General features: G+C 73.1%; 13 protein-coding genes. 4 read left to right on the forward strand and 9 right to left on the reverse strand.

Features of this window, described 5'->3' with window-relative positions; all coding sequences use genetic code 11:
• Positions 1-25: 25 nt before the first annotated feature.
• Entirely contained in the window at positions 26-1795 is a 1770-nt protein-coding gene (locus AB0I81_RS56260; protein ID WP_360677233.1) for a long-chain fatty acid--CoA ligase, read from the reverse strand.
• A 375-nt stretch (positions 1796-2170) separates the two neighbouring features.
• Between AB0I81_RS56260 and AB0I81_RS56265 the strand changes: the two genes are divergently transcribed.
• Positions 2171-3985, forward strand: a complete 1815-nt coding sequence (locus tag AB0I81_RS56265) for an ABC-F family ATP-binding cassette domain-containing protein (protein ID WP_360677235.1) — start codon at positions 2171-2173, stop codon at positions 3983-3985.
• A gap of 28 nt (positions 3986-4013) precedes the next feature.
• A complete protein-coding gene (locus AB0I81_RS56270) occupies positions 4014-4964 on the forward strand; it encodes a hypothetical protein (protein ID WP_360677237.1) in 951 nt (316 codons plus the stop codon).
• A gap of 99 nt (positions 4965-5063) precedes the next feature.
• On the opposite strand, the gene AB0I81_RS56275 is transcribed toward AB0I81_RS56270, so the two are convergent.
• Positions 5064-5330: a zf-TFIIB domain-containing protein gene (locus AB0I81_RS56275; protein WP_360677239.1), complete on the reverse strand. Its 267-nt coding sequence runs from the start codon at positions 5328-5330 to the stop codon at positions 5064-5066.
• A gap of 59 nt (positions 5331-5389) precedes the next feature.
• A complete protein-coding gene (locus AB0I81_RS56280) occupies positions 5390-6244 on the reverse strand; it encodes a phosphotransferase (protein WP_360677241.1) in 855 nt (284 codons plus the stop codon).
• Between the two features lie 18 nt (positions 6245-6262).
• Here AB0I81_RS56280 and AB0I81_RS56285 point away from each other — a divergent pair, with 18 nt between their 5' ends.
• Together AB0I81_RS56285 and AB0I81_RS56290 are read left to right on the forward strand one after the other, a co-directional pair.
• Positions 6263-7150, forward strand: a complete 888-nt coding sequence (locus AB0I81_RS56285; RefSeq protein WP_360677243.1) for a TIGR03619 family F420-dependent LLM class oxidoreductase — start codon at positions 6263-6265, stop codon at positions 7148-7150.
• A 119-nt stretch (positions 7151-7269) separates the two neighbouring features.
• On the forward strand, positions 7270-8385 hold the full coding sequence (locus tag AB0I81_RS56290; protein WP_360677245.1) for an RNA-guided endonuclease TnpB family protein: 1116 nt from the start codon (positions 7270-7272) through the stop codon (positions 8383-8385).
• Positions 8386-8562: 177 nt separating this feature from the next.
• Here AB0I81_RS56290 and AB0I81_RS56295 read toward each other — a convergent pair whose 3' ends face one another.
• The 6 genes from AB0I81_RS56295 to AB0I81_RS56320 are packed head-to-tail and all read right to left on the reverse strand — an operon-like array spanning position 8563 to position 24526.
• Complete coding sequence (locus AB0I81_RS56295) at positions 8563-9756, reverse strand: cytochrome P450 (RefSeq protein ID WP_360677247.1); 1194 nt, start codon at positions 9754-9756, stop codon at positions 8563-8565.
• The gene (locus AB0I81_RS56300) at positions 9753-11849 is read right to left on the reverse strand and encodes a beta-ketoacyl synthase N-terminal-like domain-containing protein (protein WP_360677249.1); all 2097 of its coding nucleotides are present in this window, start codon (positions 11847-11849) and stop codon (positions 9753-9755) included. Before AB0I81_RS56300 ends, AB0I81_RS56295 begins: the two co-directional genes overlap by 4 nt.
• On the reverse strand, positions 11846-15010 hold the full coding sequence (locus tag AB0I81_RS56305) for an amino acid adenylation domain-containing protein (RefSeq protein WP_360677251.1): 3165 nt from the start codon (positions 15008-15010) through the stop codon (positions 11846-11848). The genes AB0I81_RS56300 and AB0I81_RS56305 overlap by 4 nt, the downstream gene beginning before the upstream one ends.
• The gene (locus AB0I81_RS56310; protein WP_360677253.1) at positions 15010-18681 is read right to left on the reverse strand and encodes an amino acid adenylation domain-containing protein; all 3672 of its coding nucleotides are present in this window, start codon (positions 18679-18681) and stop codon (positions 15010-15012) included. Before AB0I81_RS56310 ends, AB0I81_RS56305 begins: the two co-directional genes overlap by 1 nt.
• Complete coding sequence (locus AB0I81_RS56315; RefSeq protein WP_360677255.1) at positions 18678-23483, reverse strand: amino acid adenylation domain-containing protein; 4806 nt, start codon at positions 23481-23483, stop codon at positions 18678-18680. The genes AB0I81_RS56310 and AB0I81_RS56315 overlap by 4 nt, the downstream gene beginning before the upstream one ends.
• Positions 23480-24526 (reverse strand): MupA/Atu3671 family FMN-dependent luciferase-like monooxygenase, encoded by a 1047-nt coding sequence (locus AB0I81_RS56320; protein ID WP_360677257.1) that lies wholly within the window; start codon positions 24524-24526, stop codon positions 23480-23482. The genes AB0I81_RS56315 and AB0I81_RS56320 overlap by 4 nt, the downstream gene beginning before the upstream one ends.
• Positions 24527-24528: the final 2 nt, after the last annotated feature.

Genomic DNA, 24528 nt, shown 5'->3' on the forward strand with positions numbered 1-24528 from the left:
GCCGCCGGCGCCCTCGGCGAGTGCGTCAGGTGTAGAAGGAGTCGAGGGTGGTGCCGTGGCGTTCCTCGACGGCCTTGCGCTTGATCTTGAGGCTGGCCGTCAGCTCGCCCGTCTCCACCGAGAAGTCCTCGGCCAGGATCGCGAACTTCTTGACCGTGGCGTAGCCGGCCTCGTCCGCGTTGACGCGGGTGATCGCCTGCTCGACCTCGGCGCGCATGCGCGGGTGCTCGCGCAACTCCTCGGCCTCCGTGGGCAGCGACTCGGCCCGCGCCCACGGGCCGACCACCTCCATGTCGAGGGTGACCAGCGCCGTGACGTAGTTGCGCCGGTCGCCGTGCACGAACACGTGCGACACGTACGGGCAGGCCGCCTTGATCCGGCCCTCCAGGTACGTCGGCGCCACGTACTTGCCGCCCGAGGTCTTGATCAGCTCCTTCTTGCGGTCGGTGATGCGCAGCCGGCCGGCCTCGTCCACCTCGCCGATGTCGCCCGTGTGCAGCCAGCCGTCCTCCAGCGCCTCGGCCGTCTCGGCCGGCAGCCCGTGGTAGCCGCGCATGATGCCGCGCCCCCGGATGAGGATCTCGCCGTCGTCGGCGACGCGGACCTCGGTGCCGGGGAACGGCTCGCCGACCGTGCCGAACCTGACCGTCTCCGGCCGGTTGAGGAAGCTGCCCGCCGACGACTCCGTCAGGCCGTACCCTTCGAGGATCGTCAGGCCGGCGGCGTCGAAGAACTCGGCGACGTCCTGGTTCAGCGGGGCCGCGCCGGAGATGAAGTAGCGGATCCGGCCGCCGAACCGATCACGCAGCTTGGCGAAGACCAGGCGGTCGGCCAGGGCGTACTCGGCGCGGGTGGTGATCGGGATCGTGGCGCCGCGCTGCCTCGCCTTGCTGACCCGCAGGCCCGTCTTGCGCGCCCAGTTGAAGATGCGCAGCTTGACGCCGCCGTCGCGGATCATGTTCGCCGCGACCGTGTTGTGGATCTTCTCGAAGATGCGCGGCGCGGCGGCCATGACCGTCGGCCGCAGCTCGCCGAGGTTGTCGGCGATCTTGTCCAGGCGGCCGTCGATCGCGGTGGGCACGCCGATGTCGATCATCACGACCTCCAGCAGCTTGCCGAACGAGTGCGACAGCGGCAGCCACAGGAAGTGCAGGTCGGAGGGGGAGATCAGGTCTATCTCGCGGACCGCGCCGGCCGCGTAGAGCCAGTTGTCGTGGGTCAGCTCCACGCCCTTGGGGCGGCCGGTGGTGCCGGAGGTGTAGATGAGCGTGGCCAGGTCGTCCTGGGCGATGGCGTCCACCATCGTGTCGTAGGCGGCCTGCCGGTCCTCGCCTTCCGCCCCGGTCAGCGAGTCGAGCGTGACCACCCAGCCGTCGTCGCTCGGGGAGCCGTCGATGACCACCACGTGCGTGACGTCGGGCATCTCCTTCTGCACCGAGCGCAGCTTGGTCACCTGCTCGTCGTTCTCGGCGATGACGATCGTGCTGCCGGAGTCGGTGATGACGAACGCGCACTCGGCGGCCGTGTTGGACGGGTAGATCGTGGTCGTGGCCGCGCCGGTGGCCAGGACCGACAGGTCGCAGAGGATCCATTCGAGGCGGGTGGAGCACAGGATCGACACCCGGGTGCCGGGGGCGGAGCCGAGCCCGGACAGGGACAGGGCCAGGGCGCGTACCCGTTCGCCCACCTCGCGCCATGACAACGAGGCCCACGCGCCGTCCGAGGGCACACGGTAGGCCTCGGCGTCGGGGGTCGCCGCGATGCGGTCGCGCAACAGGGAGGGAATGCTGGACATGCCGGACCTCCTGGGGGTGTTGGCCCCGACTCTAGGACGGCGGCACCGTCTCAGTCGATGGTCACGGCCGATCAAGGGCGTGGCGTCGCGGGTCGGGTACGAGGTTGGGGTGTCTGCTTGCGATGTGCTCCGGGCTCGTGTATAGTGCCCAGCGTCTTATCGCCAATCTACGGGGGCAGTTGACGTGAGGGTCTGAGGTCGCGGGCACCGCGCCGTTCCGCCCTTTCCTGGGCACGTGCGCATCACCTGGACCTCGTAGGCACCCTCGTCCCCCGATTGCGGGCCGCGGCGAAGCCTGGTTTCCACGTGTCGCGTGCGTATGCGGTGATTCCCGCCAAGTCACGAAATTTCGACTTTTGTGATGGGAACCGCCTTATGTCATTTTCCATTGTCATCGACCACGTGTCCTTCGGCTGGGCCGACGGGACCAGGGTGCTCGACCGGCTCGACGCCGCGTTCCCCGCCGGCCGTACCGGGCTCATCGGGGTCAACGGGTCGGGCAAGTCGACCCTGTTGAAGATCATCGCTGGGGAGCTGGCCCCGCTGTCCGGATCCGTGTCGGTCTCGGGGGTGGTGGGCTATCTGCCGCAGAACGTGCCGCTCGGCGCCGACCGTACCGTCTCCGACCTGCTGGAGATCAGCGGGAAGCGGGCCGCGCTGCACGCCATCGAGAGCGGTGACGTGGCCGAGGAGCACTTCACCGCCGTCGGCGACGACTGGGACGTCGAGGAGCGCGCCCGCGCCGAGCTGGACCGGCTCGGGCTGGACCACATCGGCCTGGACCGCACGGTCGGCACGCTGTCGGGTGGCGAGACCATCATGGTCGCGCTGGTCGCGCAGCTGCTGAAACGGCCCGACGCGCTGCTGCTCGACGAGCCCACCAACAACCTCGACCTGGAGGCGCGGCGGCGCCTGTACGCCGCGGTCGCCGCCTGGCAGGGGGTGCTCCTCGTGGTCAGCCACGACCGGGCGCTGCTCGAACTGGTCGACCAGATCGCCGAGCTGCGCGACGGCGACGTGCGCATGTACGGCGGCAACCTCACCTCCTACGAGGAGCAGGTCGCCACCGCGCAGGAGGCCGCCGAGCGCTCGGTGCGCAACGCCGAGGGCGAGGTACGCCGCCAGCAGCGCGAGCTCATCGAGGCCAGGACCAGGCTCGACAGGGCCGCGCGGACCGGTCAGAAGGCGTTCGAGAACAAGCGGGTGCCCAAGATCGTCGCGGGCACCCTCAAGCGCAAGGCCCAGGTGAACGCGGGCAAGCAGCGCAACCTGCACATCGACAAGCTGGAGGAGGCCCGTGAAAGGCTGACCGAGGCCGAGCTGGCCGTGCGCGAGGACGCCGAGATCCGCATCCAGCTCCCGGGCACGGAGGTGCCCGCCGGCCGCACCGTCCTCACCTTCCCTCTGGAGTGGCAGCAGGATCGGGCCGGGAAGGCGGCACCGGAGCGGGAGGCCGTGCCGGAGCAGGGGAGTGCGCCGGAGGGACAGGGCGTGCCGGAGGGACAGGGCGTGCCGGAGGGACAGGGCGTGCCGGAGGGACAGGGCGTGCCGGAGGGACAGGGCGTGCCGGAGGGACAGGGTGCGCCGGAGGAGCAGGATGCGCGGGCGGCCGGGCGGGTGGCCGTGCTGGAGACGCTGGTCGTGCGGGGGCCCGAGCGGATCGCGTTGCTCGGCCCCAACGGCTCGGGCAAGACCACGCTGCTCAGGCGCATCGTCGAGCAGGGCGCCCACGTGCCCGTCCGCTACCTGCCGCAGCGGCTCGACCTGCTCGACGACGCCCTGAGCGTGGTGGACAACGTGCGCGCGGTGGCGCCGTCCGCCTCGGTGAACGACGTGCGCGCCCGCCTGGCCCGCTTCCTGTTCCGCGGGAACCGGGTCAACCAGGCCGTGGGCACGCTCTCGGGCGGCGAACGGTTCCGCGCCACGCTCGCCGCGCTGCTGTCGGCCGAGCCGCCGCCGCAGCTCCTGCTGCTCGACGAGCCCACCAACAACCTGGACATGGCCAGCGTCCGGCAGCTCGCGCAGGCGCTGGCGGCGTACAAGGGGGCGCTCATCGTGGCCAGCCACGACCTGCCGTTCCTGGAGACCCTGGGGATCACCCGCTGGCTGCGGCAGGATCGGGACGAGGGACTGGCCGAAACGTCATTGACGGTTGGGGATGAACCGGACGATAGTGTGGCAGGTGGTTAGACCCCGGTTGATCTCCTGCGTTGTGGCTGTGGCGACGCTCTCCACCCTTGGCGCGTGCTCCACCGGCACGCCGGCGTCCACCGGCGGCGAGCCGAGGGTCACGGGCGTCGCCGGCGGCGGTGGCGCCGTCAACGGCGGTCCCACGGGCGGGACCCCGGGCAGCCAGAGCACGGCGGCGCTGACGCCGGAGGCGTACAAGGGCGAGCTGGAGAGCAGGCGCAAGCCGACGGCCGACGCCATCTCCGCGCTGGCCTCCGCGCGCGGCGTCAAGGCCCTGGACCAGCGGGTGGGGCGGGCCGAGGAGACGCTGACCGGCGCGGCCGACGCGCTGTCCGCGCTCACGCCGCCCGAGGCCGTACGCGCCCAGCACGAGGCGTACGTGAGCAGCCTGCGCGACGTCGCCACCGAGCTGGGCTCCACCTCGGGCAAGGTCGGCGCGCGGGACCTGTGCACCTCCTCCGCCGTGCTCGCCGACCTCGGCGACAAGCTGGGCACGCTCGACGAGGCGGGCCGGGCACTGCAGGAGGCCGGCGACTACCCGGCCGACGTCGTCTCGGTCAAGGCGGGGAACCGGCAGAGCAGGAGGCTGAGCAACGGCTCCTACATCCGCAAGGGCACGCTCAACGGCCGCGGCTCACTGGAGATCAACAACGGCAGCAGCCTCGACGGCGTGGTGACCGTCGTCAGGGGCGGCAGCAAGGCGTTCAGCGTCTATGTGCGCAAGAAGGCGAAGTTCAAGGTCAGGGGCGTGCGGGACGGCAGCTACAAGATCTACTTCACGCACGGCGCCGACTGGGAGGGCAAGAGCAGGGCGTTCACCAGGAACTGCAGTTTCGAGCGGTTCGACAAGACGGTGAAGTTCAAGACGACGTTCACCGCCACCCAGGTCCTCTGGCACGACTATCGCATCACGCTGCACGTCATCTCCGGCGGCAATGCCCGCACCGCGCCCGTGAACCCGGAGGATTTCCCCAGCTGAACCCATCAAATTCGGACAATTACCCCATTTGGGGATATTTCTCCTTCTGGAGGCTCGCCGAGAAGGCCGCGCACCCCCGGGGTGCGCGGCCTTTCCGCATCAGGTCGAGAACAGCATGCCCACCCAGCTGTCCTTCTTGCGACGGTGGCCATAGTGGCCGCCGCCGTGGTGCGGGGCGCCCCAGGCGGGGCCGGGGGCGTGTCCGGGGGCGGGGGGAGGAGGCGCGTGGTACTGCGACTCCATCCGGCTGAGGGTCTCCAGCTCGCCGTAGTCGAGGAAGATCCCGCGGCAGTTGTCACACTGCTCGATGTGGACGCCGTTGCGCTCATAGGTCCGCATGTTTCCGCGGCACTTAGGGCACTGCATCTAAGTCGCTCTCCTTGGCTTTGAGGTCTCCAAAGTGAAACCTACCGCGCACAACTCCGTCACGCTCTGACGATTCTGTTGCACGATTCGATTAACGAATGTTCGACCTCGTCCAGTTCCCGGCCTTCGTAGTCCGCGTTCATCACCGCCACGGCGGCCAGTTGCACGGTGAGCGCGCGGGCGGGCACGTCGAGCCGCGCCCAGGGGTCGTCGCCCTGGCCGAGCGCGGGACCGCCCGAGGCCAGGTACGCCCCCAGGAAGCGTTCCCACACGGCCGGTTCGAGCAGCCCTGCGGCATACCAGGCGGCAGGTCTGGCCAGATCCCAGGCCGGGTCGCCGACGCCCAGGTCGTCCACGTCGATGAGCAGCCACCGGTCCCGGTGGACGAGCTGGCCCAGATGCCAGTCGCCGTGCGTGAGCAGGCCGGGCAGCGGAGGCGGCTCCGGCAACTCCTTGAACGCCCGCCGTACGAGCTGCTCGACCGGGCCGTCGCCGACCATCCGGCCCACCGCCCGCGCCGCCCTGGCGGGACCGCCCGCCGCCGGCAGCCCCGGCAGCAGCGTGAGGGGAGTGGCGTGCAGCCTGGCCAGCAGCCTGGCGCCCTCCTCCCACGGCGCGGAATCGGGATCCTCGTGCGAGACCGGGCGGCCCGCCGGCCACACCGTCACCGCGCGCCCGGCCGCCGACAGCACCTCGGGCTCCAGCGGGGGCAGCATCACGCCGTTGACCGCGGCCGACGCGACGGCGCGTAACCTCGGCCGCAGCTCGTCGGCGTCGTCGCGGGCCGAATGGGCCTTGACCACCACCTGTCCCATCCGCAACACCACGACGTCCGTACGCGTCGGGTGTAACACGGGCTTGCCCGTGCCGCCGTACGCCTCGGCGATACCCGCCAGCTCCGCTCGAAGACCCACTCATACAGACTAGATCTCATGAGAGTCGGTTTCGCCGTACCCGTGTCAGGGCCCTGGGCCACACCACAGAACATGCGCCGCATCGCCGTCCGGGCCGAGGAGCTCGGCTACGACGCGCTCTGGACGTTCCAGCGGCTGCTGTACCCGGTCGGCCATCCCATGGGCGGCACCTACCGCGCCGTGCACGACCCGCTGATCACCCTGGCCCACGTGTCGGCCGTGACCAGCCGCATCGGGCTGGGCGTCGCGGTGGTCAACGCGTACGTGCAGCCCGTGCTGCTGGCCAAGCAGCTCGCCACGCTGCAGACGCTCTCCGGCGGCCGGGTCACCGCGGGGCTCGGCCTGGGCTGGCTGCCCGAGGAGTTCGAGGCGACCGGCGTGGACATGGCGCGGCGCGGGCGCAGGGGTGAGGAGTTCGTGCAGGTGCTGCGCAAGGCGTGGGCCGACGACGTCGTCGAGCACGACGGCGACTTCTACCGGGTGCCGCCCGCGCACATCGACCCCAAGCCCGTGCCGGGGCCGCCGCGGATCCTGCTCGGCGGCACGGCGGAGGTCGCGCTGCGCCGCGCGGCGCGGCTGGCCGACGGCTGGGTCAGCTCCAGCAGGGAGGACCTGGCCGCCATCGCCGGCCGGATCGGGCTGATCAAGGACGAGCTGGCGGCGGGCGGGCGGGACGCGGACGGGTTCCGCTTCGTGTGCCGCGGCGTCACCCAGGTCAGAGCCGCGGATGAGGATCGTCCGCTGACCGGAACGTACGACAAGATCAGGCGCGACGTGGACGGGCTGGCCGCGCAGGGCGTCACGGACGTCTTCCACGACCTGAACTTCGACCGCGAGATCCCCGCGGCCGGCGCGGGGGAGGCGATGCGCCGGGCCGAGGAGGCGCTGGAGGCGCTGGCGCCCTAGCCGCCGCCGTACGGCACCGTGATCAAGGCCCTGAAGACCGCAGGCTCCGTCCTTCAGGGTGGAGATGGGCCGGGACAAACGAGCGAGCTTTGACACGATCATGCGATATCATGTTAAGCATGTCCCAGGTCGTGAAGCGGGCCTACAAGTACCGCTTCTATCCGACTCCTGAACAGGCGGATCTGCTGCACCGCACGTTCGGCTGTGTCCGGCTGGTCTGGAACAAGGCGCTGGCCGAACGCAATCGCCGCTATACCGACGAGCATGCATCGACCTCGTATGTGGACACCGCGAAGTGGCTGACCGCGTGGAAGCAGGACCCGGACCTGGAGTTCCTGCGCGAGGTGTCGAACGTGCCGTTGCAGCAGGCGTTGCGTCAGCAGCAGGTGGCGTTCAACACCTTCTTCGCCCGACGCGCCAAGTATCCGCGGTTCAAGTCCAAGCACAAGTCACGGGCGTCGGCGACGTTCCAGAACAACGCCTTCTCCTTCCGGGATGGCGTGCTGAAGCTGGCGAAGATGGACGCGCCGTTGGCCATCGTGTGGTCGCGTCCGCTGCCGGGGGACGTGGAGCCGTCCACGGTGACCGTGTCGAAGGATGCGGCCGGCCGCTGGTTCGTGTCGCTGCTGGTCGAAGAGAAGATCAGTCTGCTTCCGCCCGCGCCGGTGGACGTGGGGATCGACGCCGGGCTGACCCATCTGCTCACCCTGTCCAGCGGAGAGAAGATTGCCGGCCCGCGTCACGAGCGGGCCGGTCGGCGCAAGCTGGCCAGGGCGCAGCGCGCGTTGTCCCGCACGGCCAAGGGCAGCGCGAACCGGGCCAAGGCCAGGCTGAAGGTCGCCCGGGCCCACGCCCGGATCGCCGACCGGCGGCGGGACTTCCTGCACAAGGTCACCACTCGATTGGTGCGTGAGAACCAAACGCTCGCGATCGAGGACCTGACCGTCCGCAACCTGGTCAAGAATCACGCTCTGGCCCGCGCCATCTCCGACGCCTCGTGGCGGGAGTTGCGCTCGATGCTGGAGTACAAGGCGGCCTGGTACGGGCGCACACTGGTGACGGTGGACCGCTGGTTCCCCTCATCGAAGCTGTGTTCGGCGCGGGGCTGCGGACACATGCACGGCTCGATGCCGCTGAACGTCCGGCAGTGGAGGTGTCCCTCGTGCGGGACCGTCCACGACCGCGACGTGAACGCGGCCAAGAACATCCTCGCGGCCGGGCTGGCCGAGAGGTAAAACGCCTGCGGAGGGCTGGTGAGACCGGCTCCGGAGCCTTCCGGGGAGGCACGGCCCGATGAAACAGGAAACCTCACGGGCGACCGTGGGAATCCCTCTCGCTCACGGGAGGGAGGATGTCAAGGTGTGGTTCAGATGGAGCAGCAGCAGCCCCGATCCCCCGGGCATGACTGCAATCTACGCCAGGGAGATCGGAAGAGCCGCTACGCCGTTGATGAAATTCGACGGCAGCCAGGTCACCGGGCCGGTCACCTCGACGGCCGAGACCGTGGCGCGCAGCTCCGTCAGCAGGGCGCCGATCTCGGCGCGGGCGAGCTGCGCCCCCAGGCAGAAGTGCGGGCCGTAGCCGAAGGTCAGGTGCCTGTTCGGCCGCCTGCCCACGTCGAAGCGGCCGGGCTCGTCGAAGACGGCCTCGTCGCGGTTGGCCGACACCGTCCACAACGCCACCACGTCACCGGCCGCGATGTGCCGGCCCGCGAGCTCGGTGTCGCGGGCGGCGACCCGGCCGACGTGCGCGGCCGGGGTGGTCCAGCGCAGGATCTCCTCGGTGGCCGTGCCGACCAGGCCGGGGTCGGCGCGCAGACGCTCCCACTCCTTCTCGTACGTGGCCAGCGCCAGCAGCCCGCCGGCCATCGCCAGGCGGGCGGTCTCGTCTCCTCCGATGATCAGGTTGTAGCAGTTGAGCAGCACCTCCTCCTCGGTGAGGCCGGCGTCGGCGGAGACCAGCAGGCTGATGACGTCGTCGCCGGGGGCGCTCCTGCGCTCGGCGGCCAGGCGGGTGTAGTAGAGCAGGATCTCGCTCTGCGCGATCCTGGCGGACATGTCGGCGGGGCCTGTGTCGCCCTCGCCCAGCATGGCCTGGCCGGTCAGCTCAAGGACGCGCTGCCGGTCCTTGGCGGGCACGCCGAGCAGCTCGCAGATCGCGCGCAGCGGCACCTGGGCGGCCACCCGGGTCACGAAGTCGCCGCCGCCCTCGCGGACCAGGGCGGCCAGCAGGTCGCGGGTGGCCTCGGTGATCGAATGGGTGATCGGGCCGAGCGTACGGGGGCCGAAGCCGGGGGTGAGCAGGCGGCGCAGCACGGCGTGCCTGGGGCCGTCGGTGACCACGATCATCCGGCCCGAGCCCGGGTCGTGGCCGCGCAGCAGGGTGCGCAACATGTTGCCCTGGAGCGAGGTGAAGGTGTCCGGGTCGCGCACGACGCGCAGCACGTCGGCGTGCCGGGTCACGCTCCAGAACCGGTCGTGCCTGCGTACCGGGTCGTGGGCGCGCAACCTGGCCCAGACCGGGGTGAGGTCGTGGGTGGCGTGCAGGTGGGGGTCGAGGAGGTCCAGGTCGTCGATCCCGGCGGGGTCCGGCTGGGGACGGGTCATTCGAGTTCGTCCAGGAGGTCGTTGAGCAGGTCGTCGTCCTCGCCGTGCACGGCTCGGGAGATGAGGTCGCGCAGGGGGAGCTCGGTGAGGAACAGCTCGACCGGGACCTCCAGGGCGAAGCGGTCGCGTAGCTCGCTGACCAGGAAGACGGCGGTCAGGGAGTCGCCGCCGACCGCGAAGTAGGTCCGGGACAGGTCCTCGGGGCCGGACAGGGCCAGGGTGGCGGTGAACAACTCGGTCACCGCCACCGTGAGGTCGCCGTCCTGGGGGCCGGGGTTCTGGGAGGCGGGGTCGTGGGAGGCGAGATCCTGCGGGGCGGGGTTCTGCGGGGCGGGGTTCTGTGGGGCGGGTGGCGTGCCGAGGGTGAGTGCGCCGTGGTGTTCGCCCGCGAAGGGGTAGGTGGGCAGCTGCGCCCGCCTGCCTCCGGTCCGGGGCCACACGACCTCCTGCCCCGCCACCCACGCCGCGCCCAGCCGGCTCGGCTGGGCCGGTGCGGTTGCCCGCGTCGTTTCCCGGCCGGTCGGCTGGGCCGGGTCCGGCGCGCTGCCTGTGGCGAGGGCCTCCAGGGCGGTGGCAGCCTCCTCGTGGGTCCTGGCGACCACGCAGGCGCGGATTTCCAGGGCGGTGCGGCCGTGGGCGAGGGTGTGGGCGACGTCGGCCAGCGGGGGAGCACCCGGTGTGCGCAGGGCGGCGGCCAGGCGTGCGCAGGCGGCGGCGAGCTGCGCCTCGGTCCTGGCCGACAACGGCAGCGGCAACGCGTCCTGTGCCTGTCCGGAGACCCGGGAGGGTTCCGGGGCCTCGGAGAGGACCACGTGCACGTTCGTGCCGCCGATGCCCAGGGACGACACCCCGGCCAGGCGAAGTCCCGAGGCCGGGCGCGGCCACTGCTCGGTGGTGGTGAGCAGGCGGAACGGGGTGGTGTCCAGGGCGAGGTCCGGGTGCGGGCGGGTCACGTTCACCGTGGGGACCATCGTGCGGTGCCGCAACATCAACGCCGCCTTGATCAGCCCGACGATGCCCGCCGACGCGTTCAGATGCCCGACGTTGGACTTCACCGACCCGATCGCACACCGCCCCGCGCCCGTGGCGTCAGTACCCTCGAACGCGGCCGCGGCGGCCGACACCTCGATGCGGTCACCGAGGTCCGTGCCCGTGCCGTGCGCCTCCAGGTACTGGGCGTCGGCCGGGTCCAGGTCCGCCGCCGCCCACGCCTCCACGATGGCCGCGACCTGCCCGTCCACCCCCGGCGCGGTGAACCCCACCCGCCCCGGGCCGTCGTTGGTGGCCGCCGTCCCGCGGATCACTGCGTAGATCGGGTCGCCGTCCGCCACCGCGTCCTCCAGCCGCCGCAGCACCACCAGCCCGACGCCGTTCCCGCCGACCGTGCCCGCCGCCTTCTCGTCGAAGGGGCGGCACCGCCCGTCGGGGGAGGAGATGCCACCGGGCTCGTACGAGTACCCGCGCGGATACGGCGAGTCGATCGACACCCCGCCCGCCAGCGCCAGGTCGCACTCGCCCACCAGCAGCGCCTGCACGGCCACGTGCACGGTGGTCAGCGAGGTCGAGCAGCCCGTCTGCACGGTCATGCTCGGCCCGTTCATGCCCAGCCGGTAGGACAGCCAGCCCGCCAGGAACTCCCGGTCGGTGAAGACGCGCACGTGCATGGCCCCGAGCCTGGTCCGCAACCGCCCGTCCACCTGGGCCGCGACCGAGTGCTCGCTCGGCCCGCCGCCCACGTACACGCCGGTGCGCGGGGGCGGGCGGCGCGGGTCGTACCCGGCGTCCTCCAGCGCCGACCAGGCCGTCTCCAGGAGCTGCCGGTGCTGCGGGTCCAGCGCCGCCGCCTCCGTGGCGTTGAAGGCGAACAACTCGTGCTCGAACCGGTCCGCCTCCGTCAGAAAGCCCTTCGACGCCACGTAGCCGGGGCCGCGCAACTCGGCGGCGTCCACCCCGGCCGCCAGCAGCTCCTCCTCGGTGAAGTCGGTGATCGAGCAGACGCTCCCGCGCAGGTTCGCCCAGAATTCGCCCAGGTCGCGGGCGCCGGGGAAGCGGCCGCTCATCCCCACGATGGCCACCGCCGGTACGTCGGTCATTGCGTGTCCCCCTTGTGCGTGTTCCTGCGAGCTTGTGCGTTCCTGCGGGCGGCCAGCCGTTCGCGTCTGCCCTGTCCCTGCAGCCGGGACCGCTCGCGATCGTCGGAGTCCGCGCCTTCGAGGCGGGCGGCGAGTGCGGCGACCGTGGGATGCCGGAACAGCTCCACCAGCCGGAGCCCGCCGTCGTGCCCGCCCTCGCGCAGCGCCGCCAGCACGGCCAGCAGCCGGATCGAGTTGCCGCCCAGGTCGAAGAAGTTGTCGTGCAGCCCCACCTGGGTCACGTCGAGCGCGCGGGCCCACACGTCGGCGACCAGCCGCTCGGTGGCGGTGGCCGGGGCCACGTACGGGCTGTCCAGGTCGGGACGGGTGAGCGGCGGCTCGGGCAGCCGCTGCCGATCTACCTTGCCGGACTTGTTCACGGGCAGCTCCGGCAGGAACACCACCGAGTCGGGCACCATGTAGCCGGGCAGCCGCGTCCCCAGCCAGGAGCGCAGCTCGGCCGTGGACGGCGGCGACTCTCCGGAGGGCACCGCGTACGCGGCCAGGCGGTCCCCGCGCACGGTCGCCGCCGCCACCGAGACACTGGGATGGGCGGCCAGCACGGTCTCGACCTCGCCCAGCTCGACGCGGAAGCCGCGCAGCTTGACCTGCGTGTCCACCCGGCCCAGGTAGGACAGGACGCCGTCGGCGTCGTAGCGGCCGAGGTCGCCGACCCGGTACATGCGCGTCCCCGGCGGCCCGTAAGGATCGGCGACGAAACGCTCGGCCGTCAGCCCCGGCCGGTTGGCGTAGCCTCGGGCCAGGCTCGCCCCCGCCAGGTAGATCTCGCCGGTCACCCCGACGGGCACCGGGCGCAGCCGCTCGTCCAGCACGTACGCGCGCGCGTTGGCCACCGGACGGCCGATCACCACGGGCCGTCCGGGCACCAGGTCGGCGGTGGTGGCGTACACCGTGTTCTCGCTCGGTCCGTAAGCGTCCACCACCCGGCGACCGGGCACCGCCCAGCGCTCCACGAGTTCCTGAGGGCATGCCTCGCCGCCGATGGCCATCGTGCGCAGCTCGGGCAGCGCGTCCGGCGGGCACGGCAGCGACATGGCGGCCGACGGCGGTAGGAAGACGTAGGTGATGCGGGAGTCGCGCAGCCGGGCGTACAGGTCCTCGCCGAGCCGTTCGCACTCGGCCGCCACGTGCAGCTCCGCCCCGGCCACGAACGCGAAGAACAGGTCGGACACGGCCACGTCGAACCCGAACGACACGTACTGCAGCACCCGGTCCTCGCCGGTCACGGGGAACTGGGGGCGTACGGCGGTGGCCAGGTTGAGCAGGGCGCGGTGCTCGACCGCGACGCCCTTCGGGGTGCCCGTGGAGCCGGAGGTGTACAGGATGTAGGCCGTGTTGGAGAGGGAGGGGCGTGCGGTGAGCACGGGGCCGACGGGCGGGATCGGGCCGCCGTCCACCGTGGCCACCGGCACGCCCAGCTCCCGTTGACCGTCGGCGATCAGCAGGCGGACCCCGGCGTCCTCGATCATGAACCTCAGGCGGGCCTCGGGGTGGCCCGGGTCCAGGGGCACGTACGCGCCGCCGGCGCGCAGCACCGCCAGCGCGGCCACCGCCATGTCCGTGCCCCTGGGCAGGCAGAGCCCCACCGGGACCTCCGGCCCCACGCCCGCCGCGCGCAGCCGGTCGGCCAGGTGGTCGGCCGTGCCGAGCAGTTCGCGGTAGGTGAGCCTGGTCGTGCCGTGGACCAGCGCCGTGGCCCCGGGCCGCCCGGCCGCCGTCTCGGCCACAAGGTCGGGTACGAGGGTCGCGGGGGTGGGGGCGGCGGTGTCGTTCCAGTCGCCGAGCACGAGGCGGCGCTGCGCGGCGTCGAGCAGGTCCACGGCCGTCACGGGCAGGTCGGGGCGGTCGAGCAGGCCGTCCAGCAGCGTCTCGAAGGCGCGGCCCCAGTGGCGGACCGTGCCCGGCTCGAACAGGTCGGCCCGGAAGACGAGGTGCCCCGCCAGGTCGTCGCCGACCCGCTGCACGCTCAGCAGCAGGTCGAACTTGGCGTCGTCGAGGAGGAGTTCGAGGCGCTCGGTGGTGGCTCCCGGCAGGTCCAGCCGGAGGTCGGTGTCGTCGTCGTAGGCGAGCATGACCTGCACGAGGGGGTCGTGGCTGAGCTCCCTGCCGGGGGCCAGGGCCTCGACGACCGCCTCGAACGGGGCCTCCTGGTGGGGGCGGGCGGCCAGGAGGCGGTCGCGTACGCGGGCGACCAGGCCGAGGAAGGACGGCTCGCCCGCCACGTCGGCGCGTACGGCCAGCGTATTGGCCAGCAGGCCGATCAGGTCCTGCACCTCCGGATGGTCGCGGCCCGAGACCGGCACCCCCACCACGAAGTCCCGCTGGCCGGTGACGCGGGACAGGAACGCGGCGAACGCGGCGAACATCACCGTGAACGGCGTCGCGTCGCACTCCGCGGCGACCTTGGCCAGGCGGTCGCGCAGGTCGGGGGCGAGATCGAGGCGGTGCACGCCGCCCGCCACGGACTGCACGGCCGGGCGGGGGCGGTCGGTGGGGAGCGCGAGGGTCCTGGGGGCGTCCTTGAGCGAGTCCGCCCAGTACGCGACGGCCTCGTCCAGGGCATGCGAGGCGAGGCGCTCGCGCTGCCATCCCGCGTAGTCGGGGTACTGCAGGCCCGGATCGCCGGACGCGGGCCGGTCGAGGGAGGCGGCGAGCTCGCGCAGCAGCAGGCGCAGGGACCAGCCGTCGCACACCAGGTGGTGGGCCGTGAGCAGGACGCGGTGGGTGCCGTCGTCGAGCGCGTACACGACGCACCGCAGCAGCGGCCCCGCCGTCACGTCGAACGGCGCCGCCGCCTCCGCCGCCAGCCGCGCGTCCGCCCCGGCCACCGGGACGTCCCGCTCCACCCGCAGCGCCGCCCTCGCCTCCTCCGCCACGACCTGCAGGTGCTGCCCGTCGTGCCACCGGAACACCGTGCGCAGCGACTCGTGCCGCGCCACCACCGCGTCCAGGGCCGCCCGGAAGGCGCCCACATCGAACGGCCCGCGCACCGCGAAGGCCACCGGCACGTTGTACTGCGCGGTTCCGGGGTGGAGCTGGTCGAGCACCAGCATCCTGGCCTGCGCGGGCGAGACGGGGAATTCGTACTCAACCGGGTCCATCAGAACTCCCTGAGCAGCGGTTCGAGGACTGACGCGATCTCGGCGGCGGGTCCCGGCCGCAGCAGGTCGCTGTGACCGCAGCCGACGTCGTGGACCCGCACGCGGGCGGGCCCCCACCGCTCGGCCTTGGCCGCCGAGGTCAGGCCGCCGGGCTGGGCCGTGGCCGAGAACAGCAGCACCGTCCCGTCGTACGGGGAGGGCCGGTAGGTGACGGCCAGCCGCAGATGCCCGGCCACCGTGTCCGCCACCGCCGACAGGCGGGCGTCGTCCATCCCGGACAGCGGCCCCTCGCTGTCGCGCACGGCGGCGAACACCCGCGCCCGCTCCAGCGGCCCCGGCTCGGCGTAGGGGTGCAGGGCGCGGGTGCGCAGCAGGATGGTCAGCGCCTCCTGCTCGGCGTCGTGCGGGTCCGCCCGGGTGCCGGGCGGCCAGGGGACCGCGTCCAGCGAGGCGACCAGCCCCGCCTCCTGCCCGTCCGCGCGCAGGCGGGCGGCCATCTCGTACGCCAGCAGCCCGCCGAAGGAGTGCCCCAGCAGCAGGTACGGCCCCTCCGGGCGGACCTCCCGCAGTCGCGCCAGGTAGTCATCGGCCATCTCCCGCATGCTCTCCGGCGGCCGGTATCCGGGATCCCGGAGCACCGGCGACTGCAGGGCGTGCACCGGGCGGCCGGGCGCGAGGTGGGGGAGCAGGGCGGTGTAGGACCAGCCGATGCCCCGGCCGGGGTGCACGCAGACCAGCGGCGGTCCCTCGCCGTCGGCGCGCAGCGTCAGCAGCGGGGACAGGTCCAGCTCCGGCGCGGTCCTGTCGAGGCGGACGGCGAGCGCGGCCGGGGTGGGGGCCTCGAACAGGGCGGCTATCGAGGTGCGCAGGCCGAGCCTGGACTCGATGGCGGCGGTCAGGCGCATGGCGAGCAACGAGTCGCCGCCGGACTCGAAGAAGTCCGTGTCCGCGCCCACCCGAGCGCCCGCCAGCACTTCCGAGTACAGCTCGCACAGCTCCTTCTCGCGCGGCGTCCCTGGCTCGGTGACCACGGCGCGGCGGGCGGCCGGTTCGGGGCCGGGGAGTGCCGCGCGGTCCACCTTGCCGTGCGGAGTCAGCGGAAGGTGGTCGAGGGAGACGTACTGGGCGGGCAGGAGGTGCTTCGGCAGGCGGGCGGCGGCGTGATCGCGTACCTGCGCCAGTCTCCCGCCACCGCTCAGCACCACGTACGCGACCAGCCGGGCGGGCCCGGGGACGGCGGCCACCACGGCCCGTTCCACGTCGGGGCAGCTCTCCAGCGCGGCCTCCACCTCGCCCGGCTCGATCCGGTACCCGCGGATCTTCACCTGGCCGTCCGCCCGCCCCGCGAACTCCAGTTCCCCGCCGAACGTCCACCGCGCCAGATCCCCGGTCCGGTACATCCGCGCACCCGCCGCGAACGGGTCCGCCACGAACCGCTCCGCCGTCAGCCCCGGACGGCCGAGGTAACCGCGCGCCAGCCCGGTCCCGGCCACGTACAGCTCGCCGACCGTGCCGATCGGGGCGTGGCGCAGGCGGGAGTCCAGGACGTACACGCGGGTGTTGTCCAGCGGACGGCCGATCGGGACAGGGCCCGCGCCCGGCTCGGGACCCACGCGGTGGCCGGTGGCGAACGTGGTCGTCTCCGTGGGCCCGTACCCGTTGACGACCTGGACACCGCGCCGCGCCAGCCGCAGCACCGCGTCCGGCGAGAGCACGTCGCCGCCCGCCCACACCTCGGGCACCCCGGCCAGCGCGTCCGGCGCCACGTCGGCCAGCGTGCGGAACAGCTCGGCCGTCAGCCAGATCGCGTCGAGCCCGGCCTCCTCGACGGTTTCCCGCCGGAGCGGGCCGGGCGGGGCGATGACGACGGTGCCGCCGTTCAGCAGGGGCGCCCACAGCTCGTACGTGGCCGCGTCGAAGGTGTGCGGGCTGTGCAGCAGCACCCGGCGGTGCGCGGCGAAGCGCCGGTCGCGGGCCAGCTCCAGGATGTTCGCGTGGGTGGTGACGACGCCCTTGGGGGTGCCCGTGGAGCCGGAGGTGTACATGACGTAGGCGGCGGCGTCCGGGCGCACGGGCTCCGGCCGGAACTCCCGATCGCTCTCTTCCAGTTCCGTCAGGACGACGCGCGCGCCGCTGTCCTTGATCAGCCAATCCAGCCGGGCCCGTGGTTGCCCCGGGTCCAGCGGCACGTAGCAGCCGCCCGCCTTCAGCACCGCGAGCTGGGCCACCACCAGCTCGGGCGAGCGCTCCATGAGCAGCGCGACCGGCGTCTCCGGCGCCAAATCCAGCCGCGCGGCCACCCGATCGGAGCGGGCGTCCAGCTCGGCGTAGGTGATCGTGTGCCCGCCGTGTTCGATCGCCACCGCGTCCGGTGTCCCGGCCGCCCGCGCCGCGAACCGCTCGGGCACCGACCCGCCCGCCCCCTCGCGGGCCGTGTCGTTCCAGGCCGCCAGCCGGTACGACTCCGACGGCGGCAGCACGTCGGCCCCGCCCTCCAGCGTGTGTGCGAACCGCGCCATGATCGCCTCCGCCTCGACCTTGGTCACCAGGTCGGGGCGGTACCCGAGACGCAACCAGAGCCGCTCGCCCGCCACCGCCGTCACCGTGAGCGGGTAGTGCGTGGCGTCGTACACGGCGGTCAGCCGCAGGCCCGGGGCGGACAGCCCGTCGCGGGGGTAGTTCTCGAAGGCCAGCAGGGTGTCGAACAGCTCGCCGGTGCCGCGTTGCACGTCCGCCAGCCGTACATGGTGGTACGGGGTGAGCCGGGACTGCTCCTCCTGCAGCCGCCGCAGGAGATCGGGCTCGCCGGTCCTGACGCGTACCGGCAGGGCGTTGATGAACAGCCCCGCCATCGACTCCACGCCCGCCACCTCGGGCGGCCGGCCCGACACCACCGCGCCGAACACCACGTCCGCGCGCCCGGTCATCCGCGCCAGCACCAGCCCCCACGCGGCCTGCGCCAGCGTGTTCACGGTCACCCCCGCCTCGCGGGCGCGCTGCCGCACGGCCGCGCCCGACGCCCGCGACAACTCGCGCTCCACGCTCTCCTGACGCGGGCTGGCCGCGCCCGCACCCGGCCTGAGCAGGGTCGGGCCCGGCAGGTCCGCGAGCGCCTCACGCCAGGCCCGCAGCGCCTGCTCGCCGTCCTGGGCGCGCAACCAGGCCAGATAGTCGCGGAACGGCGGCGCGGGCGGCAACGTGTCCCCGCCGCCCGCGTACAGGGTGGCCAGCTCGCGGGCCAGGATCGGCATCGACCAGCCGTCCACCAGGAGGTGGTGCAGCGTCAGCACCAGCTCGTGCCGCCCCACCAGCATGGCGCGCAGCAGCGGCGGCCTGGTCACGTCGAACGGGCGCAGCAGGTCGGCCTCCAGCATGCGCTCCAGCTCGGCCTGCGACGGCGGGTCCACCTCCGTCCAGGGCAGGCGGACGCGGTGCGGCACGAGCTGCACCGGATGGTCCAGGCCCTTGTGGCGGAAGCAGGCCCGCAGGTTGGGGTGCCGGGTGAGCAGGGACTCCAGGGCCGCGCGCAGCCGGGCCGGGTCGGCGGGCTCGTCGAGGGTGAACCTGGCCTGGATGACGTACGCGTCGGCGCCGCCGCCGTACAGGGCGTGGAAGAGCAGGCCCTCCTGGGCGGGGGAGAGCGGCAGCACGTCCGCCAGCCGGCCGCTCACCAGTCGCCGTCCAGGTCCGCCTCCAGGGCCTCTATCTGGCTCTGTGTCAGCTCGACCAGCGGGAAGTCAGAGCTGGTCGCGCCGCCCTCACCGGCGTGCTCGGCCAGCTCGGTCAGCGCTTCTTCCCATCCCTCGGCCAGCGCCGTCACCTGCTCCTCGCCGATCGCCTGCGCGGCGTAGGACCAGCTCGCGATCAGGTGGGTGCCGTCGCCGTCCGTCCGGGCCACCGCGTCCAGCTCCACCGCGTACGCCATCGGCGTGTCCGGCATGCCCAGCAGTTCGCCCTCGAACCTGCCCAGGTAGTTGAAGCGCAGGTCGGGCTCCGGCAGGGCGCTGAGCTGGGCCGACGTGCCCGGGTTGAGGTGGCGCAGCAGGCCGTGACCGAGTCCGCCCGAGGGGATGGCGCGCAACTGTTCCTTGATCCGCTTCAGGGCTTCGGCGGGGGTGCCGGTGGCGTCCAGGGCGACGGGGTACTGGGTGGTGAACCAGCCGACCGTGCCGGAGATGTCCACGTCGTCGGTGAACGGCTCGCGGCCGTGGCCCTCGACCTCCACCAGCAGGCCCCTGCCGCCGCGCCACCTTGTGACGGCCCTGGCCAGCGCGGTCAGCAGCACCTCGTTGGGACCGCAGTGGAAAGCGGCGGGGAGGTGGGTGACGGCCTGCTCGGTGAGGTCAGGGGGGAGCGTCCTGGTGAGGGTGGAACGTGTGCCGCCGCGCGCCGAGGTCCCTCGGCCGGCGGGCAGGAGGGGTTCGCCGTCCGACGCCATGCGCTGCCACAGCGGCAGCTCGGCGGCCACCCTTTCCGGGCGTGCCGCCTCGGTGGTCAGAAGGCGGGACCAGCGGGCGAACGAGGTGCCGCGCGGCGCCGGATCGGCCCGGCCGGTCTGGTCGGCCTGATCCGCCTGGGTGGTCTCGGCGGGGCCTGGGTCGGGGCCTGGGTCGGGGTCGGGGTCGGCGAGGAGGGCGGTGAGTTCCGGGCCTAGCACCCGCCAGGAGACGGCGTCCACGGCCAAGTGGTGCGCCGTCACCACCAACCGGCCGGGAGCCGTCCAGGTCGCGGCCAGCATCTGGCCCCGCTCCGGATCCGGCCGCGCCTGCGCATCGTCCCGCGCGCGGTCGGCGGGCGTGTGCATGAGGTCCCACGCGCGGTTGGCGGGTGTGCGCGTGTCGTCCTCCCACGTACGGGCGAAGGGGGGCTGTGCGGCCTCCGCCACGGGTGGGACCTCCAGCTCCCAGTCGGTCTCCGAGTGCCGCAGCAGGCGCATGCGCAGGGCGGCGTGCCGGGCGGTCAGCGTGGCCAGGGCCGTTCTGATGCGTTCCTCGTCGCAGCCGTCAGGGACGGGCAGGGCCAGGGACTGGGTGAAGGTGTCCAGGGGGCCGCCGTGCTCGCGCCACCAGTGCATGATCGGCGTGATCGGGAACCTGCCGACGGGGGAGTCGGCGACCGCGCGCCGGGCGAGCCGGGCCAGTGCCGCCAGCGCGGCCGGGGTCCTGGCGGCGAACACCTCGCGCGGCGTGAGCCCGAGGCCCCGGTCGCGGGCCCGGCTGACGAGCTGGATCGCCGTGATGCTGTCCCCGCCGAGCCGGAAGAAGTCGTCCTCCGCGCCCACCTCGGGCAGCTCCAGCAGGTCGGCGAAGAGCGCGCACAGGACCGACTCGCGGTCGGTGACCGGCTCGCGCGAGCCCGCCGAGGGAGTCTGGGGAGCGGGCAGCGCGGCCCGGTCCAGCTTGCCCTGCGGCGTGAGCGGCAGCGCCTCCAGCACCACGAAGTCGCTCGGCACCATGTGCGCGGGCAACGCGGCCACGGCGTGCGCGAGCACCTTGGCGGTGTCGAATCCGGAGGTGTCGGATTCGGGGGCGGCGGTGGCCGCAGGGGGCGCGATGGGGCCGCTGGACGGGGCCTGGGGGATGAGGTAGGCGATCAGGCGGTCGTCGTGGAGGGTTACCGCTGCCTGGGCGACCGTCTCGTGGGCCGCCAGCACCGCCTCGATCTCGGCCGGTTCGATGCGGAAGCCGCGTACCTTCACCTGGTCGTCCGCCCGGCCGAGGAACTGGAGCTGGCCGTCGGCGCGCCGGTGGACCAGGTCGCCGGTGCGGTACATGCGCTCGCCGGCCGGCCCGTACGGGTCCGCGACGAAGCGTTCGGCGGTGAGGCCGGGGCGGCCGAGGTAGCCGCGTGCCACCCCGGGGCCGCCGATGTACAACTCGCCGGGCACGCCGATGGGGACCGGGCGCAGGCGGGCGTCCAGGACGTACAGGCGGGTGCCGATGAGCGGGCGGCCGATCGGCGGGAGTGTGCCGTCCGGGGCGAGCGGGTCGCTCACGCTGGCGGCGACCGTGGCCTCGGTCGGGCCGTAGGCGTTCCAGAAGGGGATGCCCGCCCACCTGGCCACCAGCTCGGGCGGGCAGACGTCGGCGCCGGCGGACAGTCCGGCCAGGTCGGGGTAGTCGCCCTCAGGGACGGTCGCCAGGACGGTCGGCGGGATCAGCGCGAACGTCACCCGCCGTTCGCGCAGCACCCGCCCCAGCTCGTCGCCGGCCAGCGGGCCCTCGGGCGGGACGACGAGCGTGCCGCCGGAGCCGAACGCCATGCACAACTCGGCCACCGAGATGTCGAACGTCGGTGAACCGAGTTGCAGGACGCGGCTGGTCTCGTCGAGGCCGAAGTGCGTCACCAAGGTCCGGGCCAGGCTCGCGACACCCGTGTGGCTCACCACCACGCCCTTGGGACGTCCGGTGGAGCCGGAGGTGTAGATCACCCAGGCCGCACTGCGCGGATCAATGTCCGGAAATTTCGCGTTAGAGCGCGAAATTTCGGGTGTGATGCGCTCGACGTCCAGACCCGGCAGCACCCCGGGCTCCGCGACCAGCAGGTCCGCCCCGGCGTCCTGGAGCAGGTACGCCAGCCGCTTCTCCGGATGGTCCGCATCGAGCGGCAGGTACGCCCCGCCCGCCCGCTGCACCGCCAGGATCGCCACCACCATGGCCACCGACCGGCCCAGCGCCAGCGCCACCACCCGCTCGGGTCCGACCCCCCGCTCGACCAGCGCACCCGCCAGCCCATCCACCCGCTCCAGCAACTCCCGGTACGTGAGCCGCTCACCACCCGACGCACTGGCCGGTGAGTTGTCCGACGCGCTGCCCGACGCGCTGCCCGACTCCACGGCGACGGCGTCAGGGGTGAGGTGTGCCTGGCGTGCCACCAGGTCGTACAGGGTCGTGTGGGGTGGAGTCGCGGTGGTCGCGGGAGTGCCCAGCAGGCGCCGGGTCTCCTGCTCGGGCAGTAGCGCGGCCCGCGCCACGGGGGCGTCCGGTTCGGTGACCAGCGCGCCGAGCAGTGCGGTGAAGCTGTCGGCCCAGGCCCGTACGACCTCGGGCGCGTACAGATCGGTACGGATCTCCAGGCTCGCCTCGAATCCGTCGTCACCGTCGCGCACGATCCCGATCAGGTCGTGCTCCCCACCGGTGTGCACCCGCTCCGGGTCGGCGATCTCGCGCAGCCTGGCCACGCTCTCCTGGCGCGGCAGGTGCATGAACACCCACTGGAACAGCGGCGAGCGCCCGGCCACCCGCTCCGGGTCCAGCGCCTGCACGATCCGGCCCACCGGCACGTCGGCGTGCGCGAGCACCTGCGGGAACTCGGTGGTGAAGCGGGCCAGCAACTCGGCGAACGTGGTGTCGCCGCCGACCCGCCAGCGGACGGGGACGGAGTTCATGACGTACCCGATCACCCGGTCCAGGCCCTTGGCCGACCTGTTGGCCACGGGCGTGCCGGTGATCAGGTCGGGCTCGCCGGTCAGCCGGTGGGCGAAGACCGCGAAGGCCGTCATCAGCACGCCGTACACGGTGGCGCCGCGCTCCCTGGCCAGCGCGCGCACGGCGGACTCCACGCGGGCGTCGATGCGGAAGGCGATCTGCTCGACGCCGAAGTCGCCGCCCGGCGTGGCCGAGCCGACGGTCAGCGGCCTGGGCGGGTCCGCCAGGTAGCCGCGCCACCAGGCGAGCTGGGCGTCGAACGCCCCGGCCGACTCCAGCTCCCGCTGCCATCCGGCGAAGTCGGCGTACTGGATGGCGGGGCGGCCCAGACGCGGCTCGGCCCCGTCGCGCACGGCCCGGTAGGCCTCGGTCAGCTCGCCGTGCAGCACGTCGAACGACCACCAGTCGGTGGCGATGTGGTGCAGCGCCAGGACCAGCGTGGCGCGCGTGTCGTCCACGGTGATGAACTGGCCCCTGACCAGCGCCCCGCCGTCCAGCTCGAACGTGCGGCGGCTGAAGGCGTGCAGCGCCTGGCGCAGGGTGACGCCGGTGCCGCGCAGGTCGAGCCGCTCCAGCTTGAACGGCTCCGCCGGGGCGAAGTCCACCCGCAGGTCGCCCACCTCGCCCGTGATGCGCATGCGCAGGCCGTCGTGCTGGCCCTGCACGATGGTCAGCGCCGCCTCCAGGTCGGCGGGGTCCACAGGGGTGTCGAAGTGGTAGGAGCAGCACAGGTTGAGCGCGGCGGTGTCCGGATAGAGCGACTCGTACACCCACAGGTCCTCCTGCGCGGGGCTGAGCCGCACCGGGCGGGCGGGGTCGCGCGGGGGCACGACGTCGGGAACCGCCTCCAGCCTGCCCGCCGCGACCAGCCGCCGCAGCAACTCCACCCGGCGCTCACCGTCCAACGCGGCGAACCGCTCAGCCGCACTGCCCGCCCCGCGCCCCTGCCCGGCCGCACTGCCCGCCGCCCGTCCCTGTCCGGGCGCGCTGCCCTGCCCGGCCCCCGGGTCGTTCTCCCGCCTGATCTCGCCCGTCCGCTCGCTCACATGCTCCCCCGCAGGTCGGCCAGCCGTTCCAGTCCTGCCAGCACCTCGTCCCTGCCGAGGCCGAAGTCGACGAAGCAGGCCACCTCGTCGCAGCCCAGCTCGGCCAGGTCCGCCAGGCTCTTGCGGCACGTCTCGGGCGAGCCGATGAGGCTGCCCCACGTCAGGTAGCGCTGGAAGGCGAAGCCGGTGAGCGTGTCGAGCTGTTCCTCGCTCAGCGCCGCGGCCCGTCCGCCCGCGCCCTTGTCGGCGGCGGTCTGCCGCACGTACGACCTCAGGTACGCCTTGAGCGGCCCGCCCGCCCGCTCCCTGGCCTCCTCGTCGGACCCGGCCACGTAGGTGTGGGCCATGAGCGTGACCGTTCCCGTGGGCGGGGCGCCGGGCTGCCCGGGGGCGGCGGCGTAGGTGTCGCGGTAGCGGCCGATCTTCCCGGCCAGCTCCTCGCGGGTCTGGCCGATGGTGGCGCCGAGGATGTTCGTCCGCATGCGCCCGGCCGCCTCCCACGTCTGCGGGCTCCCCGAGGTGGTCGTCCACAGCGGCAGCGCGGCCGAGTACGGCCTGGGCTGCGGCGCGACCGAGACCCGCTCGCCCTTGCCGTCGGTGAACTCCGCGGCCTCGCCCGCCCACAACCGCCGCAGCAGCGCCACGTCGCGGAAGGCCCGCTCCCTGCGGTCCTCGTAGGCGTCGGGGGCGAGCACGAAGTCCTTGGAGTGCCAGCCGGTCGCCACCGACACGCCGACCCGGCCGCGCGACAGGTTGTCCACGACGGCCCAGTCCTCGGCCACCCGCAGCGGGTGGTGCAGGGGCAGGACGAGGCTGCCCGCGCGCAGGTGGATGCGCTCGGTGGCGGTGGCCAGGGCGGCGCTGAGCAGGGCCGGGTTCGGGAAGACCTGCCCGACCTGCTGGAAGTGCCGCTCCGGCGTCCAGACGGCGGTGAAGCCGAGCCGGTCGGCGGCCCGCGCGATGGTCAGGATGTCGTCGTACTTGGCGGCGTGTCCCGCGGCGCTCGCGTCGTCGGCGCCGAAGAACATCACACTGAGGTCCATGG

The organism is Nonomuraea sp. NPDC050404, from assembly GCF_040655495.1.
Classification (GTDB): Bacteria; Actinomycetota; Actinomycetes; order Streptosporangiales; family Streptosporangiaceae; genus Nonomuraea.

Coding starts and splice junctions, on each gene's coding strand:
- AB0I81_RS56260 (WP_360677233.1), bottom strand. CDS start 1,795: ATGTCCAGCATTCCCTCCCTGTTGCGCGACCGCATCGCGGCGACCCCC.
- AB0I81_RS56265 (WP_360677235.1), top strand. CDS start 2,171: ATGTCATTTTCCATTGTCATCGACCACGTGTCCTTCGGCTGGGCCGAC.
- AB0I81_RS56275 (WP_360677239.1), bottom strand. CDS start 5,330: ATGCAGTGCCCTAAGTGCCGCGGAAACATGCGGACCTATGAGCGCAAC.
- AB0I81_RS56285 (WP_360677243.1), top strand. CDS start 6,263: ATGAGAGTCGGTTTCGCCGTACCCGTGTCAGGGCCCTGGGCCACACCA.
- AB0I81_RS56290 (WP_360677245.1), top strand. CDS start 7,270: ATGTCCCAGGTCGTGAAGCGGGCCTACAAGTACCGCTTCTATCCGACT.
- AB0I81_RS56295 (WP_360677247.1), bottom strand. CDS start 9,756: ATGACCCGTCCCCAGCCGGACCCCGCCGGGATCGACGACCTGGACCTC.
- AB0I81_RS56300 (WP_360677249.1), bottom strand. CDS start 11,849: ATGACCGACGTACCGGCGGTGGCCATCGTGGGGATGAGCGGCCGCTTC.
- AB0I81_RS56305 (WP_360677251.1), bottom strand. CDS start 15,010: ATGGACCCGGTTGAGTACGAATTCCCCGTCTCGCCCGCGCAGGCCAGG.
- AB0I81_RS56320 (WP_360677257.1), bottom strand. CDS start 24,526: ATGGACCTCAGTGTGATGTTCTTCGGCGCCGACGACGCGAGCGCCGCG.